This window comes from Pyrodictium occultum (genome assembly GCF_001462395.1).
Classification (GTDB): domain Archaea; phylum Thermoproteota; class Thermoprotei_A; order Sulfolobales; family Pyrodictiaceae; genus Pyrodictium; species Pyrodictium occultum.
In genome coordinates, this window is sequence record NZ_LNTB01000001.1 from 1,238,084 (window position 1) to 1,258,730 (window position 20,647).

Sequence of the window (20,647 nt, forward strand, 5' to 3'; positions counted from 1 at the left end):
ATGATGCGGAGCCATAGTCCAATCTTACCCCTAACCCGGGTAGAAGGGCTGGCTGCCGTGACCAGCCCCTCCCCAGAAGGGGGCTCTACATGCAGTCGTGTAGCCCTCAGCTCTAGGGGGAGGATCGATGCCCGTAAGCCGCCCGGTCTATGAGGAGGAGTTTGACAGTCTCCTCCTCGCGGAGTACGAGGAATTCAAGCTGAAGAAGCCAAGCTTCATGGTGCTGGGGCTTCCCGATACAGGGCTCGTCGGTGTCATATCGTCAAGCCATCTGGTGGAAACGCTTCAGATGAGGGAGGTTGCGGGGATAGACATACTCTCAATGATGCCTCCGGTAGCAGTCATATCTAACGGCGCTGTACGCCCTCCCATAAGGATATATGCGCGCGATAATCTGCTCGTGGTTACGGCTGAGACTCCGGTGCCTCCGCCAGCTATATACCCGCTTTCGAGACTCCTAATAGACTATGCCATGAAGAGTGGCGTTGACTACGTTATGTCGATAGTTGGTATAGCCTCTCCCAACCGGATCAATATGGATAAGCCTGGCGTCTACTGGATAGCTAGCAGCGAGAAGGCACAGAAACTCGTAGACGGTCTTGATATAAGGAACTTCTCCAACGGCTACCTGGTAGGCCCCTACGCGCTCATACTCAAGCAGGCTATACGCAGGCGCGTCGCCAACCTCGTGCTGCTCGCAGACGCCTACGTGGAGTTCCCCGACCCCGAGGCCGCCGCAGAGGTCCTAAAGGTAATCTCGAGAATAGTGAATATTGAGATCGACGTCAAGAAGCTGCTCGAGCAGGCAGAGATGATACGGCTGAGGCTCCGCGGCCTCATGAAGCAGACGAGGCAGGCCATGGCGGAGATGAGGGCTCCAAGCTCCCTAATGTACGCCTAGAGGCGGAGGGGTGGGGTGCATTGTCCGCCTACGAGGAGCTGCGCCGCGAGTGGGAGAGGCTGCGGCGCAGGATAATCGAGGAGATGGATAGGCTGTTCTACGAGCTGGAGGAGATCGTTCATGCAGGCTGGTCTCCCGAGGGAGCGCTCCGCCCGCTCTACACGGTCTACGAGCACCCCGACCATTACACCATACTCGTCGACCTGGCGGCCGCCGACACCTCGTCCCTGGAGGTGAAGGTCTCCGGCGACAAGCTGATCCTTGAGGCCAAGCTGGAGCGCGAGGTCCGGTTCAGCGACATCTATGGTACATCGATGGGGCACGGGCTGACCTTCCGCCACTATAAGCATGAGCTCACCCTTCCACCCGACGCCGACCCCAGCGGCGTCCAGGTGAGGGTTAGGCCGAACAAGATAGTGGAGATAACACTGCCCAAGAAGCGTGAGTAGAGAGGAGGCCCCGGGAGCCGTCTGGGAGCTTTTAATTACGCTGAACCCGGCTGGGATGCGGTGACGCGGGTCTTCCAGCCACGCGGGGTGCGCGAGAATGGGGTATGAAGGCGTAATAGACAAGGATGAGAAGGGCTACTTGATCCGACTCCCCGAGGAGCTAGTGGCCAGCCTCCGCTGGCGCGAGGGCGACCGGGTCAAGATCGAGATGAGCGAGTGGCGCGGCAGGCTCGTCATAGTGGTCTACAAGTAGACTGCACAGCTCACGCCCTTCCCAGTTTTTAGGGCTGTCAATTCTTCGGGGCTCCTAGCCTCCTCCGCCCAGCCCTCCTGGCATCGAGAAGCCTCTCGGGGGTGAGCAGGCCGAGCTCCAGGAGGGGGTGGATGTCCTCCTCCAGGTCCAGCTCGGTGTAGACTCCGAGGCTGTTGAGCCTCTCCCGGGCCTCCTCGAGGCTGCTCGTCCCCGCCACCGCCCTGGCGGTCGGGGTCGCCTCGTAGGCCTCACGGAGGCCTAGGAACACGGTGGCGGCCTGGTACACTGTGACGCGGACCCTCCTCGTGCCGCCGCGTATCTCCAGCCAGCCGTAGGCGCCGCGGGCGGCGAGGAGAGGTATCCTGCTCGCCTCTGTCTCCACCGCCTTCAGCACCTCCTCCAGCAGCTCCAGGTCGCTGCGGTCGAGGCCGCGTATCCAGCGGTAGCCGCCCCTCGCCGCCACGGCTGCTATACGGGCCAGCAGCTCCTCCTCCCCCAGCTCGCCGTCCGCCCCCAGCGCGTGGACGCCGAGCACCCCGGGGAGCCCCGTGTTGGCCGACGCCGCTAGCCCGAGGCTGTCGCCGAGGGGGCTCCAGAGGCCCTCCTCCCGGCCCTCCGCCAGCACGTCGCCGCCGACGTCCACGTCGAGCAGCGCCTCGCAGCCATGGAGCCCTGCTATCTCCTCCAGAGCCCTCCGTAGGGCCAGCTCGCCACCCCAGGCGTCCAAGGCATAGAAGGCTAGGCCGCGTAGGAGCCCCGCCGCCCGGCAGGCCCCAGGCTCTAGGATCCTGCCCCGGACGGCGTAGCAGCCTGGATGGAGGCGGGCCGCGGCTCCCCCGGCTACGGGCTCCGCACCTACTATGCTGTGGAGCGGTATTGGCCCCGGCTCCGGGTCCCTCACGAACCTCTCCCAGAGGCTAGCCGCTACAACGGCCTCGACGCCCCCGCGGCGCAGTGCCTCAGCCAGCACCGAGGCTGTGGCCACGTCCCCGCCGCCGCCGGTCGAGACTACTAGGACGCAGCGCGGCCTCCAGCCGTAGATGCTCTCAGTGATGCACACCGCAGGGCCCCCAAGCGTCTCGCGCCGGGCCCCGGGGCTCAGGGCGGCTAGAAATCTTAGTCCTCCTCCTGCAGCTAGACGCGCAGGAGAAGCAGGTGGCCGGGAGGTGTCTGCATCCTGGGCAGGCTCTTCGGCACTGACGGCGTCCGAGGGGTTGTGAACGAGCAGCTCACCCCCGAGCTGGCTCTACGCCTCGGCTCCGCCATAGCCAGCCACTTCGGCGAAGGGGTCCACGTGCTCCTCGGCCGCGACGCGAGAGCAGGCGGCGACATGATACTCCATGCTGTCGCCGCGGGCCTCCTCTCCTCCGGCGCCCGCGTCCACGTGGTGGCTGACGGGGGCTTCGCCCCGACCCCTGCGGTCCAGTATGCTGTGAAGGAGCTGGGCTACGACCTGGGCGTAGTGGTTACTGCTAGCCATAACCCGCCCCAGTACAACGGCATCAAGGTTATAGGTCCAATGGGCATAGAGGTGGACCGGGAGACCGAGAGGCAGATAGAGGAGATCTTCTTCGAGCAGCGGCTCCGCCGGGTGCCCTGGAGCCGCGCGGTGCACGACACCACGGTCGAGCCCCGCGTGCTAGACATCTACGTGGAGGCGGTGGTGGACCGGGTAGACAAGACCCTGATAAGGAGTAGGGGCTTCCGCGTCCTAGTCGACTGCGCTAATAACGTCTCATCGCTCACCACGCCCAGGATACTGCGGAGGCTCGGCGTCAAAGCCTATACAATAGCCTGCGATCTAAGCCCTATCCCCTACCGGGAGCCCGAGCCGACGCCCAGCAGCCTGGCGGAGGCGGCGAGGACGGTCACAGCGCTGGGCCTCGACCTGGGAGTCGGCCACGACGGCGACGGCGACCGCGCGATAATCGTGGATGAGAAGGGGGAGGCCTGGTGGGGCGACCGCACCGGGGCACTGCTCTCAGCCTACATAGCCGAGGAAAAGCTCCTGGACACGCCCAAAAGGATCTACACAGCGGTCTCCAGCAGCAGGCTTGTGGAGGACTACCTCAAGCCCCGGGGGATAGAGGTTGCCTGGACCCCTGTGGGCTCCGTAAACATAAGCTACCGGCTCCTCGAGGAGGGCGGGCTCGCCGGCTTCGAGGATAACGGCGGCTTCATCTACCCTCCCCACCTCCTGGCCCGCGACGGCGGCATGACGCTGGCCCTCTTCCTCGAGATGCTCGCCCGGAGGAGTGTCCGGGCTTCCCAGCTCTACGGCGAGCTGCCCCGCTACTACGCTGTGAAGACCAAGGTGCCGATGCCGAGGGAGAAGGCAGTCAGGGTTGTGGAGGCGCTGAGGCAGGAGTACAGCGGCAAGCCCGGCTACCGCGTGCTGACCATAGACGGATTGAGGGTTGATGCGGACGACTACTGGTTCCTCGTCCGCCCCAGCGGCACCGAGCCGGTGCTAAGGGTGATGGTGGAGGCGAGGAGCCCAGATAGGGCTAAAGAGCTTGCCGAGAGCCTCGTGGAGAAGGCGAGGAGGCTGGCAGCGGGATGAAGTACCGGTTCATGGACCTCGCAGCATGCCCTATGTGTAAACACTTCCCCCTGGAGCTCTACGTGATAGAGGAGAGGACGTACCCGGAGAGGGAGCAGGAGATAAGGAAGCTGCTTGAGCGCTTCAAGCCGCCGCTCTGCGAGCTCTACTGCTACCGGCTCCAGACCCCCGTAGGCAAGAAGATAGAGGAGGTCGGCTCTGCAGCCCCCTGCGCCGAGTGCTTGAAGGTCGAGGTCGTTACCGGCGTCCTCTACTGTCCCAACTGCGGCCGCTGGTACCCGATAATAGATGAGATACCCAGGATGCTTCCCGACAACCTGCGGAAGAAGGAGGAGGACCTACGCTTCCTCCGCAAGTACCAGGACCGGCTCCCCGAGAAGATAGTCCGCCATGGCAAGCCCTGGAACCTCCGCGGGAGCTAAGGGGGCGCCACCCTAGGCCAGCCTCCTTTACAGGGCACCTTTTCGCTAAGGAGCCTTCCGGGTGTGACCGTAGTGGCGGGGAGCACGCCTAAGATACTGGTAACTAACGACGATGGCGTCTACAGCCCAGGGCTCAGACTGCTATATGAGGCTGTAAAGGATATAGGGAAAGCCTACGTCCTCGCACCCGAGACCCCTAAGAGCGCCAGCGGGCTTGGCATAACGCTCCACAAGCCCTTGCGGATAACCAGAGTGAGGCTTTGGAGCGACGTAGACGTCTACATGACTAACGGCACACCCAGCGACGTGATATACCTGGCTATAGAGGAGTTCTCCCCCCATCTCGACATAGTAGTCTCCGGGGTCAATATAGGCGATAACACGAGTATACAGGTCATACTCTCGTCGGGAACCATAGGTGCAGCCGCCCAGGCCGCACTACTCGGCATACCAGGCCTAGCCTTCTCAGCCAACGTGGACGAGGCCAGCCAGCTCGAGGAGGACAGGGAGACCTGGGAGAACATCAAGAAGATTATACGCCGCATAGTCCTATGGGTGCTGGATAACGGGATCCCCGAGGGCGCCGACATTATCAGCGTCAACTTCCCCCGGAGGGTGACCAGGGAGACCAGGGTCAAGATAGCGCCGGCTGCTAGGATAAAGTTCCTGCAGAAGGTGAGCGTCCTCTACGACCCCCGCGGTAGGAAGTACTACTGGCTTTACGGCACACTAGTGGAGCCGGAGCCCGGCTCCGATGTATACGTGGTCCATGTGGAGAACGCTATAGCGGTGACCCCGCTCTCGCTCAACATGAACCCGCCGAGGAGCTCCTGGAGCACTATGGTCGAGAAGCTGAAGCCCATGGTGAGCCTTGTCGAGGCCGAGCTGGCCGGGGCCAGCAAGAGTTAACAGCGGAGCACCATTACACCCAGCTCTCCCGGGGTGGTGGCCCGGCGGACGAGATGACCCCCGGCTCCCGGGGTGATATGGCGCCGGGTCCGACCTCGGGTACACAGGCATCCCCTGCCCAGCGCTGGGCGCCGCGCTATGGCGTGGAGGCGTAGACCGGAGAAGCCCTGCACCATAGTGGCCCGGAGTATAGAGGTCCTCGGCGACCTCGACCCCGAGGAATGCAGCAGCGTCTGCCCCACCGACGCGCTACGCTTCGACGCGGGCCGCGTTGTCGTAGAGCCGGGGCTCTGTACCGTCTGCCTTGCGTGCATGGCTATCTGCGGCCCCTCAAGGATACGTGTCGTCTCCGACTGGGTGTGCCCCGACTAGCCGCCGCCCCGGGGGCGCCAGCCTTCTATCCCCCGTGGCTGCACGGCACCCCCCGGTTGAGCCTCGCCACGCACGACCTAGAGGTGGAGCAGCGGCTTGCCTCTCCGCATCCTCTTCCACGACATCTACTACTTTGACGAGGACGGCGTGGCTCACGGCCCGGGCTATATCCGCCTCTCAGGAGGCGGTGTAGACGGCATCGGGGAGGGGGAGCCGCCGGAGGAGATGCAGGCCGCTGAACTAGTGGCCGGGGGGCCCGGGAGGATAGTCTACCCGGGGTTCGCCTCTCCCCCAGTCTACCTCGAGCTCTACCCCTTCCGCAGCCAGCTCGACGGTGTCGAGCCCCGGGAGTATCCCTGGAGCAGCGTGGCTTCCAGGGTGGCGCAGCTGGGGGAGCGCGAGGCCTACTACGCGGCCCTCATGGCGGCCTACGACCTCGCCCTCCACGGCTACACCAGGGTGATAGCCATAGACCCCCACCTGGAGGCAGTGGCCAGGGCGATAATCGACTCGGGGCTTGAGGGCGCCGTCCTCTATCCCCAGGGCTGTAGCCTGACGCCCCGGAGGAGCTTCGAGGAGGCCCTTAGAGGCCTCGAGGCCCGCGGGATAGACAGGAGCAAGGTGCGCGTTGGCGTCGCGCTCTGCGGCCCGGAGCCTCCAGAAGGCGTGCCCGAGAAGGCCGAGGTAGTCTATAGGATGGATAACGGTGTGCTGGAGGCGCCGGGCGCTGGGCAGCTGAGGCTGGAGCCCCTCTACCCCCACGAGGCGAGCCCCTGGAGCCTAATGAGCCGGGGCCGTCTCGACGCGTACAAGACGCTGGCCAAGGGAATCCATGGAGTCCTGGACCCGGGCTACCGGGTCTACGGCGCCCCCGCCCACCTCGTGGTGGTGGACGCCTCTGAGCCGCCCGGCTGGCTACCCGAGCCCAGGGCTGCAAGGCCCTGGAGCCTTACCGCCTCTAGGCCTAGAGTCGAGACAGTGGTTTCGGGGGGCAGGCTGGTCGTTGATGGAGGCGAGCACCTACTTATAGGCGCGGATGCGGCGCTTAAGGCCTCGGAGGCGCTGAGAAGGGTTGTTGGCGTCGGAGCGGTGTAGAGAGCTGCGAGGAGTAGGGGGCCTTACCAGCTAAAAACTCTGGAGGTATTAGCGCTGGGAACTCCTATTCTAGGTGCCTCTCTGTGACCTTCTTCTCGATGCGCTTAGCACGCAGCGCAGCAGCTATGTAGTTGAAGGCCTTCTCCGGGTCGGTGTGCTTGCCGCAGCTGTAAACATCTACGGTTGCGAACGAGTACTCGGGCCAGGTGTGTATTGTTATATGGCTCTCCAGCACTATCGCGACCACGCTGACGCCCTCGCCTATTTTCCAGCTCCTCACATCCAGCAGGGTCATGTTGCCCAGCTTGGCGGCGTTGACCACTATCTGGCGTAGCCTCTCCTCGTTGCTCAGCACTTCGCGGTCGCACTCGTAGAGGTTGCCGTAGACATGCTTGCCGTAGACCCTGGGCTCGCCCGGCGCTGGCTGAGGCCTTGGCTTGATAACGGGCGTCGTCTCCATAGTGCTCACCGGGGGAGGGGGGCACAGCTATGATTAGCTTTAAGACTTACCCCCTCCCCCCGGGCCGCCGCGCTCGGGGGTGGCGCGCTCCCGTACATCCCCGATGTCTGCCCTCCGGGCTTAGGGTAGAGCATTGATTAACCCCTACGAGTCTGGTGCCCGCTACGCTTGGATGGCGGGGGAAGGTTCGCTATCTAGGGTGCCAAGGTGTTGCCCAGGATTCAGCCCTTCACCAAGGCTGGCAAGGGTGACGTGTCAACTCATGTGCTTGTAACTAGCCTTGAAGAGGTCTATGAGCATGCTGTAAGCCTCCTCCACGATGTTGTGGAGAGGCCTGGGAGGCCCGGCTTCAGGCTGGCGACGGGGAGCATCCACCGTGCCCGGCTCTCGGTGGCGCTGAGGCCCGTGGGGCCCTCGGCCCTCGCTATACTCATAGAGGAGCTGTCGAGGCTCGGCGCCCGGGTGCTGCTCCACCTGGATACCGGGCTCGCCATATCGCCCAGCCTGGGTATCGGTAGCGTTGTACTGGCCACGGCGGCGATAAAGGGCGACGGGGTTTCGAAGACCTACGCGCCAATGGAGGTGCCGGCCATACCCGACTATACGCTGCTCCGCCATATACAGCAGTCGCTCGAGATCCACGACATAAAGACAGTGGCGGGGGTGGTCTGGAGCCTTGACACGTTCTACCTCAATGAACAGCTGCTGGAGCAGGGCGCCCGGCTCTACGGCAAGATAGCCCTCGCCCTAGACATGGACACCGCGTCGCTATTCACGGTGTCCATGAGCAGGAGGCTGATGTCAGCCTCGGTTCTCGTCATCGAGTCGAGCCTCCCCAAGGGAATCGAGAGGGGCTCCTCGTATCTAGAGGAGGAGTCGGAGGAGCTGCGCAAAAAGGTGCTAGACAGCATCGAGAGGCTACTCCGGCCCCTGCTCGAGGCGCTGGCCCTGCACATGGAGAAGATGAAGGGTATTAAGCTCTCCTCGCCTAGGCCCGGTGCTGGGCTATGAGCCGCGGCGAGGCGGACGAGGCCCTACGCCTCCTAGACGAGGCTATGGCCCTTCTGGAGCTCGTGGAGAAGTCTGTAGGCGAGCTGGCTGAGGCGGCAAGCAGCGGGGAGCGCGTGAGCCCGGGGAGCGTCTATTCCACCTACACCTCCCTGGTTAGGCTCCGCGACAAGCTTGCCGAGCTACGGGGTGTACTCTACAGCCTCGCCTCCAGGGGCTGCGGAGCCGGGGACCCCGCTTAAATACCGCGAGGAGAGGTTTTGCAGCACCGCAGTGTACTCGTGGAAACCGGTGCCAGCGGCGGTGCTGAGGCGTGCACGGGCGGCTCCTAGCCCCCCTAGACCTGGCGAGACGGCTTAGCAGGGCAGCCGCGCTAGCCGCAGCGGTGCTCTTCGCTTCCTCGCTAGCGCTCCTCGCGCTGGGCCTGCCCGGCCCCGCGCTGGCGCTATGGCTCGCCGCCGGGGCCTCGGCCGGCACGGTCTCCTACCTCTCCTCGTCCTACGTCTACAGGCTCGCGGGCATCTTGCTGGAGCGCGCCGGGGAGGCTGAGGAGCCGGCGCCCCGACCCCTCTTCGACCCCTTGACGGGGGCCCTCGCCACGATAGTGGCGCCGCCCGCCGCGGCGCTAGTGGCCAAGGGCTCTATCGAGTGGCTGGGCCAGCTCCTGGACTGGGTGCTGCAGGCGATGCCTGAAGCCCAGCAGGTGGTGGAGAAGGAGGCTCCCATCGCCCCGGTGAGCCCCGGGCTCTACGCCGCTGCCGCCACAGTCGTGGGGCTCCCGCTGCTCGTGGAGCCGCTCTGGAGGCTGCTAGGCGGGCTGGCCTGCCTCAGCCTCCGAGTGCTAGCCGCCAGGGACCCCATGCTTAGGGACAAGCCATGCACGGGTGATCTTATAGAAATAGTGGTCTGGTCCAAGCCGCTCTACGACGCCCTCAACTCTAAGCTGTTTTCGGAAAAGTGGAGCATCAAGGACTAGTGTCTCCGCTTCCCCGCCCTCGAAGGCCGGGTTAAAGCCGTAGCGCCTCGCTCTCTCTATTATCTCCTCCACCGTCTCCTCGTCGAGAACTCTTCCAACGAGGCTCCCAGGGAGCCCGTAGGCCTGAACGCTCACCACCATCACCTTGAAGCCCTCGCGCACCAGGCTCCTCATGTACTCTACCTGGTTTATCCTCCAGAGCGGCGTAAAGATGCGGAGCCCCACCTCCTCGGCGGCGGCTGCAAACCTCAGCCTCTGGTAGTCGCTCAGCAGAGCCCCGGCAACCACCGCCTCGCAGCCCCGTCCACGGGCCCTACGCAGCACCTCCACAAGCCCCGCCTCTTCGTCCTCCCCGGCCTCGCCCTCGACCAGAGGCAGCTCCAGAGCCTCTGCCTGGAGCCTGGTGAGCTCCACGCCAGGATAGTGGAACAGCATGCTCGCCCAGCCCAGCCTCGGTCTAAGGGTCACCAGGCAGCAGACCTGGAAGCCGTGGAGCACCGCCCAGTGAAGCGCGTAGGTGCTGTCCTTCCCGCCGCTGAACATGCTGCAGGCCCGCACCCGCAGCCCCTGAGCATCCTGGCCGAGGCTCAGCGTCCTTTAACCCCAGGAGGGCCATCCAGGCTGTATGCCGGGGCGCGAAGGGGTGAGGGATGGCAGGCTCCAGGGTGGCGGCGGCGCTGAGGAGCCTGGGCTACGAGATACTGGTCTGGGAGGAGCCCGGCGAGGAGCCTGAGCAGGCCGGCAAGACCTTCGCCGACGTGGCCCCCTCCCTCCGGGGCCATGAGAAGGCGGGGCTCCGCCTCTACAGGCACCAGCTGGAGGCCGTGGAGGCCCTCTCCTCCGGGATGAACGTGGTGCTCACAGCGAGGACGGGCTCCGGCAAGACTGAGGCCTGGGCCCTGGCGGCGCTCCGGGAGGGCTGGCGGGTTCTAGCGGTCTACCCCACCCTGGCCCTCGCCGCCGACCAGATTAGGAGACTCGAGAGCTACTACGCCGCCGCCGGGCTCCCCGGGGCGGTGGTGAGGATAGACCGGCCGAGCCTCGAGAGAAGGGGGCGCCGGGGCGAGGAGCTGCTAAGGCTGCTGGCCTCCGCGCGGATTGTTGTAACTAACCCGGCCTTCCTCCTTGCAGAGATGAAGAGGCTCGCGGTCCACCCCAACCGGGCCCTGCTGGAGGACTACCTCTCCCACGTGGACCTCCTGGTGTTCGACGAGCTAGACTTCTACGGGCCCCGCGGCGCCCACCTACTCCTAGCCATAGTGGAACTTGTCTCCAGGCATCTGGCCTCCAAGCCCCCGAGGGTGGTGGTGCTCTCTGCCACCCTGGGCAACCCGGGAGAGCTGGCCTCCCTGCTGACCAGGATCACCGGCAGGGAGACGAGGGTTATCGAGGGCAAGCCGTTCAAGACCCCTAACAGGATGATAGTCGTTATAGGCAAGGGGGTCGAGGCGCTCCGGGACTACATACGCGCGTACTCGAGCGTAATAGCCTCCCGGGCCCCCTGGATACTCGACATGCTCCACAACGAGGAGGAGTTCCGCGAGCACTTGTACGAGGTCTACGAGGCCCTAGAAGCGATAGGCCTCCGGCCCCCCAGGCCCGGCCTTGACCCGGTGGAGGTGCTCCAGGCCGTCCTCGAGGCCTCGGAGCCCGGCACGGTGACCCTGGTCTTCACCAGGAGCATCAGGATGGCTGAGCGGCTCTACCGGAGGCTGATAGAGAGGCTTCCGGCGGAGAAACAGAGGCTCGTCGGGGTCCACCACCACCTGGTGCCGAAGCAGAGGCGTGAGGCGCTCGAGGAGGCGGCGCGGAGAGGCAAGATAGCCATGATAATAACGGTGCGCACGCTCGCCCAGGGCATAGACATTGGGAGTGTTAAGCGCGTAGTTCATGTCGGGCTGCCTAGCGATCTCAGGGAGTTCATGCAGAGGGAGGGGAGGAAGGGGAGGCGCCGCGAGCTGGGGGTCACCGAGACTGTGGTGGTGCCCTCCGGGCTATGGGACCGGAAGCTGCTGGAGGCCGGGGGCTCGGCGCTGAAGCAGTGGCTTAGCCTGCCCCTCGAGAAGCTCTACATAAACCCGTCGAATGCCTACGCCAGGATATTCAGCGCCATGTGGAAGCTTCTCCGCGGCCTTCCCGTCGAGCCCGGGGAGGAGAGGCTCCTCTGTGAGCTAGGCCTCGTGGAGGAGTACCAGTCGCTGAGCGGTGGCAGGCTCACCCTCAGCCGCAAGGGATGGGCATTCTGGAACGACCTGGGCTTCTACGAGCACGGCCCTCCATACGGCTACCGCAAGGTCTTGGTGAGGGCTGGCAAGGAGACGGTGCTGCGGAACGAGGAGGTCTCCCATCGGGACGTGGTGGAGAAGTACCAGCCCGGCACCTATGACCCGGTCAGCGAGTCCATAGTGGTGCGGGTTGAGCCCAGAGAGCTGAGGATCTACGAGCAGCCCCCCGAGGAGGCGGTGGAGGAGCACGACTGGCTGGCTCGAGCCCTGGCGAGGTATGAGGACCTCAAGAGGGCCTGGGGCGAGAGGCCGGAGTTTAACAACGACCTCCGCTATGGCAGGATATTCACCGTGGCCGTTCTCAACGTCTCCGCCCCAACGGGCGGCTTCGGAGAGCTTGTAGAGGAGCCCGTAGAGGTCGAGTGGCTGGTCGAGAGCCGCCGCCCGCGCCTCGCCGGCCGGGCCGGCGGGATGGTGAGGGTCTACCACGAGGTCGCCTCGCTGGAGCTGAACGCCCCGGTGGCCGGCAGGTACCGGGACTACACCTATGGCTATGTCTTTGAGGCTCCCGGCGTGATCTCCTCAGAGGACCTCCGCCTCGGCCTGGCAGCCCTCCTAGTCTACCTCCGCCTCGACCCCGGCTACGCCATCCCCCTAGGCCTGATAAGATACAGGGTGGTCTCCGTCGGGCCGGTTAAGCTGATCCACCTCTGGGAGCAGGAGGCGGCAGGTCTGCTCGAGTCCCTCGACTGGATGGAGGTGGCGGAGAAGGTGGAGCGCTTCGACTACCCGGGCATAACGGTCCCCCTCCTGGCCGCCATCGACCCATCCTCTGCGGTGAGGGTGATGAGGGGTGAGGTCCCTGTCGAGAGGCTCCGCGAGCTAGCAGCCCACGCGGCCAGGGTTGTTGCCGGCTCCCGGGCCGTCCGGGCTGGGGGTGTTGTTGTCGAGCATCCGAGGCCCTCGAAGAGCCACGGCATAGGAGCGGTGGCGGCAGTGTACGAGACCCTGGAGGCCGACGGCAAGACCGTGTCGGTCGCGGCGGTGGCTAGCTACGATGGAGAGCGGATGGAGGTTGACAGCTACCGTGGCGGCATTGGGCTAGACTCCTCCGCCCAGCTGGCAAGGATGGCCCTTAAGCACCTGGACCGGCTGCTCAGCCAGGGGCTCCGCGTAGCCTACTACGGGCAGGAGCAGCGGAACATGTTCATCCGCCTCCTCGCGGGCAGCTACACTGGCGTGATGGCGCTCCGGGCGGCGGAGCAGGAGGGCCGCCTGGTGGACGCGGCTGAGAGGGCTAGCAGGCTCGCCGGCGATACCCCTCTCCTCACCCTCGTGGAGCCCAGGGTTAGGAGCTACCTCGAGTGGGCCAACAAGGCGAAGGCCCGCCGCGACCCTGAGGAGCTTGAGAACGCGCTGCGCAGCCTAGCCTCAGCGATGACCGCTGCGGCCTACAGGATCCTCCTGGCGGCGGAGAAGGGGAGGATCAGGGTGGAGACCGGAAGCCGCAGTGAAGCCTCGGCCGGGGCCGGAGACCGGAGAGATACTCGTAGATGAGCCTCGCCACAGCATTCACCACCAGGTCGGCGGCAGAGCCGGGCCCGGCCCCGGCTAGGAGCCGCCACAGCTCCTCCTCCGCCCCGGGGTCGCCCCGCGCGGCCCGTAGCCACAGCTCCCGGGTCACCCGGCCGGACTTCCTCGAGACCAGGAGATCGCCCTCCAGGCCTGCCAGCAGGTAGGTTGCCCTCCTCACCCCCCGGCCGAGACATTCCTCCTCTAGCAGCGTAGGCAACGCCATGCCCAGGCTGAGCCTCATCATCCCCGCAGCGTCCCTGGAGACCGGGTCGTAGAGGGAGGCCTTCTCCAGCAGCTCCCTGAGCGTCACCCTCTTCTCCCACACCTCCATTATGGAGAGCCTGCCGTCCACCTCGGGGAGCCCGCTCCAGGAGATGCGGGCCAGGTAGCTCGGCGAGGCCAGCTGGAGCCCCCGGTAGAAGGCTGCTGCAGCCTCCACCCCGCCGGCGTCCACGGCGAGTCCCGTCGACGCCATCACGGCCTCTAGGCTCCTCCTCCCCCGCGCCTCGGCGTAGCCCAGGCCGGCGGCCTGGAGGGTGAGCAGGAAGAGGCTCCCGAGCCCCGGGTTCCCCCAGGCAGCCGCCATGTCCTCGACGGCGGCTAGCCAGCAGCCCGGCCAGGCGCCCAGCTCGCCCGCGGCGGCTGCGAGGCAGCTGCAGAGGCAGGCCTCGTAGGCGAGGCCCGTGAGCCCCGCGAATGCTAGGGGGTCCAGGTCTCTACGGGGCCGCTGGAAGCTCGTGAGCCCCGGCCTCGGCACCGCAGCGTCCACTGCCACGGCGGCCGAGCAGGCGCGGGCGAAGAGGCGGCAGGCTACCTCCGGCTCCAAGCCAGCTCTCCCGCCACCAGGGTCTCCTCAACCCTCAGCCCGGGCAGCTCCTCCACATCCACCTCGAGGGGGTCGCGGTCCAGGACAGCTATGTCGGCGTAGCAGCCGGGCTCCAGGCACCCCGCCCTGGTCTCGCCGAGCACCATGGCGGAGCCCGCCGTGTAGAGGTGGAGCGCGGTCTCCACGTCGAGCGCCTCCTCCCTGCTGTACTCGGCCAGGCTGCCCCTGGTGACGGCTGCATGCACCCCCTCGAGCGGGTTAACGGGCTCCACCGGTGCGTCGCTGGAGAAGCCCAGGGCTACCCCGGCGGAGAGCATGCTGCGGAACGGGTAGAGCCACCTGGCCCTCCGGGGGCCCAGCCTCTCGGCAGCCCAGTAGTCGCTCGCCAGGAACCTGGGCTGCACTGCCGCCCTGACGCCCAGCGAGGCCATCCGCTCTATGAGATCCGGGGGCGCGAGGCTGGCGTGCTCTATCCTGCACCTGCAGCCCGCCGCAGCCATGCCCCTCAGCGCCTCCTCGACGGCGGCGTCGCCTATAGCGTGGACCGCCAGGTCTAGGCCCCAGCGTCTAGCCCTCTCCGCGAGCCTGGCTAGCTCCCCGGCTGAGAGGAGCCTCCTTCCCCGGGCTCCGGGGTCATCGCTGTAGGGCTCCCGGAGCCATGCGGTCCTGGCCCCGAGGCTCCCGTCCATGTAGGCCTTGACCCCTGCTACGCGGAGCATCTCGTCGCCCAGTGCTGGGACCGCCCCGACCCGGTCGAGCTGGGTGAACAGCTCGCTGGAGAGGTAGACGCGGAGCCTGATGGCCAGGAGCCCGAGCCTCCACGCCAAGACGAGGCCCTGGAACCCGTGGGCGTCAACGTCCATGGCGCCTGCCATGGTTACGCCGTTGCGCAGCGCCTCGCTAGCTCCTTCGAGCACCAGCTGGACCGGGTCAATGCTCCTCACCGCCTCCCGGTACGCCTTGGCGGCGAGCTCCTCGAACACTATCCCCGTAGGCTTGCCGTCGCAGCCCCTGTCCACCAGCGGGCTGTCGGAGTCGAGGAGCCCCAGCAGCTTCATGGCTCGCGTGTTGAGCGCGGCTGCGTGGCCGCAGACGCGGAGGAGGACCACGGGCTTATCCCCGACGGCCTCGTCCAGCTCGTAGCGGGTCGGCCAGCCCCCGAGCCTCTCCTGGTCCCAGCCCCTGCCCAGCACCCAGCCGGTGAACCTCCCGGCCTCCCTCGCCACCTTCTCCAGCAGCTCCTCCATAGACTCCACGTCGGTGAGGTCTATTGAGTACTTGGCAGCTCCCAGCCCCGCCACGTGGAGGTGGGCGTCCACGAACCCGGGCAGGGCTACGCCGCCGGCCTCCATGACCCGCGGGCGGCCGCAGCCCGTGGCGCCCGCTATCTCCCTCGCCACCCGGGCGGCCTCGGCGGCGTAGCCCGCGTAGACCACCCTCCCCCCGTGTAGAGCCAGCGCCTCCACATACCTGGTCGGCTTGAACCCGGTGTAGATCCTCTCGGCTGTAAATACAACGGGGCAGCTGCCGCCGGGCAAGCTCCTCCAAGCCCCGGCTGGAACAAACCCTGAGGGCTCCCCTCTATACCGCGCGGCTAGCCGGCCGGAGGCTAGATACCTGGGTGCCCCGAGGGCTCCTCCCCAGGGGGCCTCTGTGGGAACAGCCAGGCGCCCCGGGATAACGGGGGAGGCGTGACGCCGGCATGCCTATGTGCATCCGCTGCGGCCGAGAGGTGGATAGGCTGGTAGACGGGAGGCTCTGCCCCAGCTGCTACCTCGAGCTCCACGGGCTCGGGAAGCCGCCGGAGCGGCTGAGCATAGTAGTCTGCCCCAGGTGCGGGAGCTACCGGTACCAGGGCAGGTGGCTCCCCCCGCCCGGCGGGGGGCTAGAGGAGGTGGCAGCCCTCCTCTTTCAGGCCAGCTTCCGGCCCTCGGAGCACACCGAGTACTATCGGGTCGAGGAGGCCAGTATAGACTACGAGACGGGCAGGGCGGTCGTGAGGGCGGCCGGCCGGCTCAGGGGAGTCGACGAGGAGGTCTCGGTAGTCTACACCGTGCCCATTGTCGTCAGGAAGCAGCTCTGCCCCGTCTGCTTCCAGAAGGCGGCCGGCTCCCCCGCGGCGATAGTGCAGGTAAGGGGCCCCGGCGGCCGGCTCAGCGAGGAGGAGCGAGAAGCGGTAGAGGATGTTATGAGCGAGCTCGACGACTACATAGCGGATGCTATACTCTCGGTGGACGAGCTGAGGGAGGGGATAGACCTCAAGCTGCTCGACCAGAACGCGGCCCGCGCCCTAGCGGCGAAGCTGCGCAGCAAGCTCGCGGCCCGAGTCAAGGAGAGCCACAAGGTTGTGGGGAGGAGGAACGACGGCCGCAGGGTATCGAGGCTAACCCTCTCCGTCCGCCTCCCATTCTTCAAGCCAGGCAACATAGTCGAGTACCAGGGCGAGCTAGCTAGGGTAGAGGAGATAGACAAGGGCTACGTGCTCATCCGCAGGCTTGGCGGCCGCAGGCTCCACCGCCTAACAGTGGAGGACGCCTGGAGGCTCCTAAGCGAGCCTAGGCTCGACGACCACCGCCGCGTCATGGTGGTGGCGCTGGAGCCGGGCTGGGTGCACCTCCAGTACCTCGACGGAGGCTACGAGTACCTCGAGATACCCAGGAGCGGGCTGAGAGTCGAGGGCGAGCTGCGGGAGGGCGTGGAGGCAGAGCTACTCATACATAAAAACCACTACTACCTAATACCCCGCCGGGAGTAGCATCCTGGACCGCAGGAGAGGCGGCTACATCACGCCGTGGACGTCGCCCTTAACGTTCTTCCTCTCCTCCTCGACCTTCCTCAGCACCTTCTGAACCATCTCCTCCGGGCTAGCCTCCTCCACATCCCTCCTATCATCTATCATCACGATGGTGACTACCCGGGGCACACCCATGCTGTAGAGCTCGTCATGCACCATCCGGACTATTGCACCGACCTCACTTAGATCGCTAACCTGTATGACCGTGGTGTCGGGCGTCACCTCCGGCTTGTAGCCATGCGCCTCTAGGAGGGCAACCACCCTGGCTATGTAGCGCGAGACGCTAGTCCCCACACCCATGGGCATAACCTTGAGCGAGACTATGGGCATCCCACTATCCCTCCATCAAGCCAGCCCCAGGGGCCCGAGGGGAGGTGCGGCAAGGCCTCCCGGGCTTAGCCCGGCACTAGAGGAGGCATAGCTGATACTTATACCTGCGAGCCTGCCGGAGACACAGCCAAGGAGGAAAGGTGCTGACTACAGCCGAGGCCGAGCCCTCCCCCGGGGCAATGGGGAGCAACACCTAGTCTGAGCCCCCAGGGCCTGCCCCCTGCTCCACTCCTCCACCATACAGCCCTAGGCAGGTGGAGCCCAGCCACTCTAGAGCGTATAGAGGCCTACATAAGCTCCACATATGCTCTGTAGCGTATGTAGCCACAGTACGTAGACTCTATAGAGCAGCGGCCCCAGTGGGGGACACCCGGACCAAGAGGGACTGCAAAGGACTCGTGGAAGAGAGGTGCTGGAAATGGATAGCAAGACCCTAGGCATAATAGCCGTGGCGATAATCGTCATAGCCGTAGCCGCCGCGGGAGCAGCGCTCATGAGGAGCGGCGGTGGCCATACAACCCAGACGGCCACAGCAACAACCACGATTACTACAACAGCAGCAGCTACGACAACAGCTGCATCCACGCAGCCAGGCACTACTACTTCAGGCGCGGCCGCAGGCGGGAAGATCACTCTGATAGGCAGCGGCTCCACCTTCGTATGGCCGGCCATGAACAAGTGGATAGCAGGGTTCGAGGCGGAGCACCCCAACATACACATAGAATACACCGGCGGCGGCAGCGGCAAGGGAGTCAACGATATACTCCATCACCTAGTGGACTTCGCTGGTAGCGACCCGCCGCTGCCACGCAGCATCTGGGAGAAGCACCGTGGCCAGATACTCCAGTTCCCCGTGGAGCTGGGCGCAGTGGTGGTTGTCTACAACGTGCCCGAGATAGGCAATACGCAGCTGAACCTCACCGGCGAGGTTATAGCCAAGATATACCTGGGCGAGATCAAGTACTGGGACGACCCCGCTATAAAGCAGCTGAACCCTGGCGTGGCGGACAAGCTACCCCACAAGGAGATAATAGCTGTGCACCGTAGCGACGCCAGCGGTACCACGCAGATATTCACAACCTTCCTCTCAAAGACCTCCAAGGAGTGGGCCGAGAAGGTTGGTTCCGGCAAGTCTGTGAACTGGCCCGTCGACAAGCTCGGCCGCGGCGTAGGCCAGAACGGTAACCCCGGCGTGACCCAGGCAGTACTCAGCACCAAGTACTCGATAGGCTACGTGGAGCTCGCCTACGCGTTGAAGTACCACATGCCCTACGCTAGGATACAGAACCCCGCCGGCAAGTTCGTAGCACCCACCCCCGAGACCGTATCAGCCGCCTTCGCCCTGAAGAACCCGCCAAGCCCGCTTGACGACTGGAGCAATGTTGCAAAGACGTTCATATACTCTAACGCCAGCCCCGACGCCTACCCCATAGCGGGCCAGACCTTCCTGCTGGTCTGGAAGAAGTGGAGCGACCCCGCAAAGTGCAATGCTATGAAGCAGTTCCTAGAGTACATAGCTACTAAGGGCCAGGAGAACCTGCCACCAGGCTACGCGCCGCTGCCCCAGGTGCTTAGGAACGTTGTGCTAAAGGCTGCCAGCCTCCTGGAGTGCGGCTAACCCCCCGGGGGGTGCCGAGGGGGTGCGGGCCAAGGCTAGAACCAGTGCACGCATTTTTACCGAAGGGTTCCTACCCCGCCTCCGCAGCCGCGACGACAAGCGGTTCTTCATAGTCCACATCCCGGTCTCTATTCTCGTATTCCTCATACTAGCCTCGATGCTCGCAGTGATACTCGTCAAGTCTCTCCCGGTGATACGTCACGAGGGCCTCTCGGTGTTCGTGAAGAACGTGTGGAGAGCGGTCGAGGACAACCCGGAGAAGGAGGAGTACGGGCTCCTCGCAGCAATATATGGCACAATATACACCAGCGTCATAGCTGTGCTGATAGCGGCGCCCCTCTCGATAAGCCTGGCAGTGGCGCTGGAGGAGCTGACCCCCAAGAGGCTCCGGGGCCTCGTAGCAACCCTAGTAGACCTGATGGCTGCCACCCCCACGATAATCTACGGTGTCTGGGCCATGGTCTACCTGGCCCCGGTTATGAGAAACTTCCTCGACTTCATGTACAGGCATTTCGGCTGGATACCTTTCTTCAGCGAGCCCCCGGTGACGGGCTATACCATAGCCACCGCGGGCGTCATGCTGGGCATAATGGTTGTCCCATATGCGGCCGCCCTGATAAGGGAGGCGTACTCTATGGTGCCCCAGCACCTCCGCGAGGCGGCCTACAGCATCGGGGCCACGAGGTTCGAGGTGATCCGGATACTTCTCGGCCTCGTGAAGCCTAGCATAGTTGCTGGCTTAGTGCTTGCGTTCGGCAGGGCTATGGGGGAGACCGTGGCGGTCAGCCTGGTGGTGGGCAACGCATTCGACATACCCGTGGCGGTCTCGAAACCAGGTATAACGGTGTCAAGCCTCATAGCAAGCATGTTCAAGACGGCTAGCTACTACAAGTACATGGAGAGCGCCCTCTTTGCGGGCGGCCTAGCCCTATTCGTGATAGGCCTGGCGGTGAACGTCATAGGGATGCTCTACATAAGGCGCTGGGAGGAGGAGATCAGCCGTGTCTAGGGAGGCGCCACGTATAGACGCCTGGAGAAGGGCTAAGAACGTGCTTGGCCTCGCACTCATAGCCGCCCTGGCCGCGGCGGCTGTAGCGCCCCTCCTCCACATAGTTTACACCGTCGCGGTCAATGGGTACAAGGCTATAGCCAGGTCTGGGCTCTGGGAGTTCCTAACTGCGCCCCCCAGGCCCCAGAACCCCGAGAACCCCGGCGGCATAGGCCCGGTGCTGCTCGGCAGCCTGGTGCTGGTCGCCCTATCCTCGCTGATGGGCGTGGCCATGGCGCTGCCGGCGGGCGTTTTAGTGGCCGAGTTCCGCCGCGCCGGCATCTCCAGGCTGGTGCTGGTGCTCGGACTGCTGCTGGTGGAGTTCCCCACCATACTAATGGGCCTCTACATATACGCTACCCTGGTGGAGCCCCTGGGCACCTACAGCGTGCTGGCCGGCGCACTGGCATTAGCCCTGGTCATGATGCCCTACGTGATTGTTCATGTAAGCGAGGCCCTCCGCGGCGTGCCCCACGAGCTCCGGGAGGCAGCCTTCAGCCTGGGCCTCCCACGGCTCAAGACTGTGTACAGGGTTATACTCGGCATAGCGCGCCGCGGCATACTGGTAGGCATACTGGTCGGCCTCGCGAAGGTGGCGGGCGAGACGGCACCCCTACTCTTCACCCTAGGCGGCACGTATGGCGAGCCCCCCTCGGGGCTGCTTAAGCCCGGGGGCGCGGTGCCCCTTCTTATATACGAGTTTATACAGCAGCCCGGGGACGGCTATCATGAGCTGGCCTGGGGCGCGAGCCTCGTGCTGCTGGTGATAATATTCGCGATAATGATAGCGGCGAGGATGCTAGTGAAGGAGGTGGAGCTCTAG

General features: G+C 65.0%; 21 protein-coding genes. 15 read left to right on the top strand and 6 right to left on the bottom strand.

The annotated features are described in order from the left end of the window. Nucleotides 1–127: 127 nt before the first annotated feature. From CF15_RS06605 to CF15_RS08950, 3 genes are all read left to right on the top strand, one after another. Complete coding sequence (locus CF15_RS06605; RefSeq protein ID WP_058371078.1) at nucleotides 128–901, top strand: proteasome assembly chaperone family protein; 774 nt, start codon at nucleotides 128–130, stop codon at nucleotides 899–901. 20 nt (nucleotides 902–921) lie between these two features. Next, entirely contained in the window at nucleotides 922–1,350 is a 429-nt protein-coding gene (locus CF15_RS06610) for an Hsp20/alpha crystallin family protein (RefSeq protein ID WP_058371079.1), read from the top strand. Nucleotides 1,351–1,447: 97 nt separating this feature from the next. After that, a complete protein-coding gene (locus CF15_RS08950; RefSeq protein ID WP_168371323.1) occupies nucleotides 1,448–1,603 on the top strand; it encodes a hypothetical protein in 156 nt (51 codons plus the stop codon). 37 nt (nucleotides 1,604–1,640) lie between these two features. Here CF15_RS08950 and CF15_RS06615 read toward each other — a convergent pair whose 3' ends face one another. Next, nucleotides 1,641–2,663 (bottom strand): DUF1152 domain-containing protein, encoded by a 1,023-nt coding sequence (locus CF15_RS06615; RefSeq protein WP_058371080.1) that lies wholly within the window; start codon nucleotides 2,661–2,663, stop codon nucleotides 1,641–1,643. Nucleotides 2,664–2,780: 117 nt separating this feature from the next. Here CF15_RS06615 and glmM point away from each other — a divergent pair, with 117 nt between their 5' ends. The 5 genes from glmM to CF15_RS06640 all read left to right on the top strand — a co-directional run bounded on the left by glmM (nucleotide 2,781) and on the right by CF15_RS06640 (nucleotide 6,964). After that, nucleotides 2,781–4,166, top strand: coding sequence for a phosphoglucosamine mutase (gene glmM, locus CF15_RS06620; protein ID WP_058371081.1), 1,386 nt, complete (start codon nucleotides 2,781–2,783; stop codon nucleotides 4,164–4,166). Then, complete coding sequence (locus CF15_RS06625) at nucleotides 4,163–4,588, top strand: Trm112 family protein (RefSeq protein WP_058371082.1); 426 nt, start codon at nucleotides 4,163–4,165, stop codon at nucleotides 4,586–4,588. Before glmM ends, CF15_RS06625 begins: the two co-directional genes overlap by 4 nt. Nucleotides 4,589–4,651: 63 nt before the next feature. Next, complete coding sequence (surE, locus tag CF15_RS06630; protein WP_236698165.1) at nucleotides 4,652–5,497, top strand: 5'/3'-nucleotidase SurE; 846 nt, start codon at nucleotides 4,652–4,654, stop codon at nucleotides 5,495–5,497. A gap of 138 nt (nucleotides 5,498–5,635) precedes the next feature. Then, complete coding sequence (locus CF15_RS06635; RefSeq protein ID WP_058371083.1) at nucleotides 5,636–5,869, top strand: hypothetical protein; 234 nt, start codon at nucleotides 5,636–5,638, stop codon at nucleotides 5,867–5,869. Between the two features lie 96 nt (nucleotides 5,870–5,965). Then, on the top strand, nucleotides 5,966–6,964 hold the full coding sequence (locus CF15_RS06640) for a hypothetical protein (RefSeq protein ID WP_058371084.1): 999 nt from the start codon (nucleotides 5,966–5,968) through the stop codon (nucleotides 6,962–6,964). 64 nt (nucleotides 6,965–7,028) lie between these two features. Here CF15_RS06640 and speD read toward each other — a convergent pair whose 3' ends face one another. Further along, nucleotides 7,029–7,424 carry an adenosylmethionine decarboxylase gene (gene speD / locus CF15_RS06645; RefSeq protein WP_058371439.1) on the bottom strand — a complete coding sequence of 132 codons (396 nt, stop codon included), beginning with the start codon at nucleotides 7,422–7,424 and terminating at the stop codon, nucleotides 7,029–7,031. A 210-nt stretch (nucleotides 7,425–7,634) separates the two neighbouring features. On the opposite strand from speD, the gene CF15_RS06650 reads away from it, so the two are divergent. Then, the gene (locus CF15_RS06650; RefSeq protein WP_058371085.1) at nucleotides 7,635–8,435 is read left to right on the top strand and encodes a nucleoside phosphorylase; all 801 of its coding nucleotides are present in this window, start codon (nucleotides 7,635–7,637) and stop codon (nucleotides 8,433–8,435) included. After that, the gene (locus CF15_RS06655; RefSeq protein ID WP_058371086.1) at nucleotides 8,432–8,674 is read left to right on the top strand and encodes a hypothetical protein; all 243 of its coding nucleotides are present in this window, start codon (nucleotides 8,432–8,434) and stop codon (nucleotides 8,672–8,674) included. Before CF15_RS06650 ends, CF15_RS06655 begins: the two co-directional genes overlap by 4 nt. A 599-nt stretch (nucleotides 8,675–9,273) precedes the next feature. Here the strand turns inward: CF15_RS06655 and CF15_RS06660 are convergent. Continuing rightward, nucleotides 9,274–9,966 (bottom strand): diphthine--ammonia ligase, encoded by a 693-nt coding sequence (locus CF15_RS06660; protein WP_058371087.1) that lies wholly within the window; start codon nucleotides 9,964–9,966, stop codon nucleotides 9,274–9,276. A gap of 92 nt (nucleotides 9,967–10,058) precedes the next feature. On the opposite strand from CF15_RS06660, the gene CF15_RS06665 reads away from it, so the two are divergent. Beyond that, complete coding sequence (locus CF15_RS06665) at nucleotides 10,059–13,190, top strand: DEAD/DEAH box helicase (protein WP_058371088.1); 3,132 nt, start codon at nucleotides 10,059–10,061, stop codon at nucleotides 13,188–13,190. On the opposite strand, the gene CF15_RS06670 is transcribed toward CF15_RS06665, so the two are convergent. Both CF15_RS06670 and CF15_RS06675 read right to left on the bottom strand, forming a co-directional pair. Beyond that, entirely contained in the window at nucleotides 13,120–14,034 is a 915-nt protein-coding gene (locus CF15_RS06670) for a triphosphoribosyl-dephospho-CoA synthase (RefSeq protein ID WP_058371089.1), read from the bottom strand. The two genes, CF15_RS06665 and CF15_RS06670, sit on opposite strands and share 71 nt — an antisense overlap. Next, a complete protein-coding gene (locus CF15_RS06675; RefSeq protein WP_058371090.1) occupies nucleotides 14,019–15,572 on the bottom strand; it encodes an amidohydrolase in 1,554 nt (517 codons plus the stop codon). The genes CF15_RS06670 and CF15_RS06675 overlap by 16 nt, the downstream gene beginning before the upstream one ends. Nucleotides 15,573–15,736: 164 nt before the next feature. On the opposite strand from CF15_RS06675, the gene CF15_RS06680 reads away from it, so the two are divergent. Beyond that, the gene (locus CF15_RS06680; protein ID WP_083494544.1) at nucleotides 15,737–16,789 is read left to right on the top strand and encodes a 60S ribosomal export protein NMD3; all 1,053 of its coding nucleotides are present in this window, start codon (nucleotides 15,737–15,739) and stop codon (nucleotides 16,787–16,789) included. Nucleotides 16,790–16,813: 24 nt separating this feature from the next. On the opposite strand, the gene CF15_RS06685 is transcribed toward CF15_RS06680, so the two are convergent. Continuing rightward, nucleotides 16,814–17,158 carry an MTH1187 family thiamine-binding protein gene (locus tag CF15_RS06685; protein ID WP_058371092.1) on the bottom strand — a complete coding sequence of 115 codons (345 nt, stop codon included), beginning with the start codon at nucleotides 17,156–17,158 and terminating at the stop codon, nucleotides 16,814–16,816. 418 nt (nucleotides 17,159–17,576) lie between these two features. Here CF15_RS06685 and pstS point away from each other — a divergent pair, with 418 nt between their 5' ends. The 3 genes from pstS to pstA are packed head-to-tail and all read left to right on the top strand — an operon-like array spanning nucleotide 17,577 to nucleotide 20,647. Continuing rightward, the gene (pstS, locus tag CF15_RS06690) at nucleotides 17,577–18,776 is read left to right on the top strand and encodes a phosphate ABC transporter substrate-binding protein PstS (RefSeq protein WP_058371093.1); all 1,200 of its coding nucleotides are present in this window, start codon (nucleotides 17,577–17,579) and stop codon (nucleotides 18,774–18,776) included. Nucleotides 18,777–18,798: 22 nt separating this feature from the next. Then, on the top strand, nucleotides 18,799–19,785 hold the full coding sequence (pstC, locus tag CF15_RS06695; RefSeq protein ID WP_201783093.1) for a phosphate ABC transporter permease subunit PstC: 987 nt from the start codon (nucleotides 18,799–18,801) through the stop codon (nucleotides 19,783–19,785). Next, nucleotides 19,778–20,647 carry a phosphate ABC transporter permease PstA gene (gene pstA, locus CF15_RS06700; RefSeq protein ID WP_058371094.1) on the top strand — a complete coding sequence of 290 codons (870 nt, stop codon included), beginning with the start codon at nucleotides 19,778–19,780 and terminating at the stop codon, nucleotides 20,645–20,647. Before pstC ends, pstA begins: the two co-directional genes overlap by 8 nt.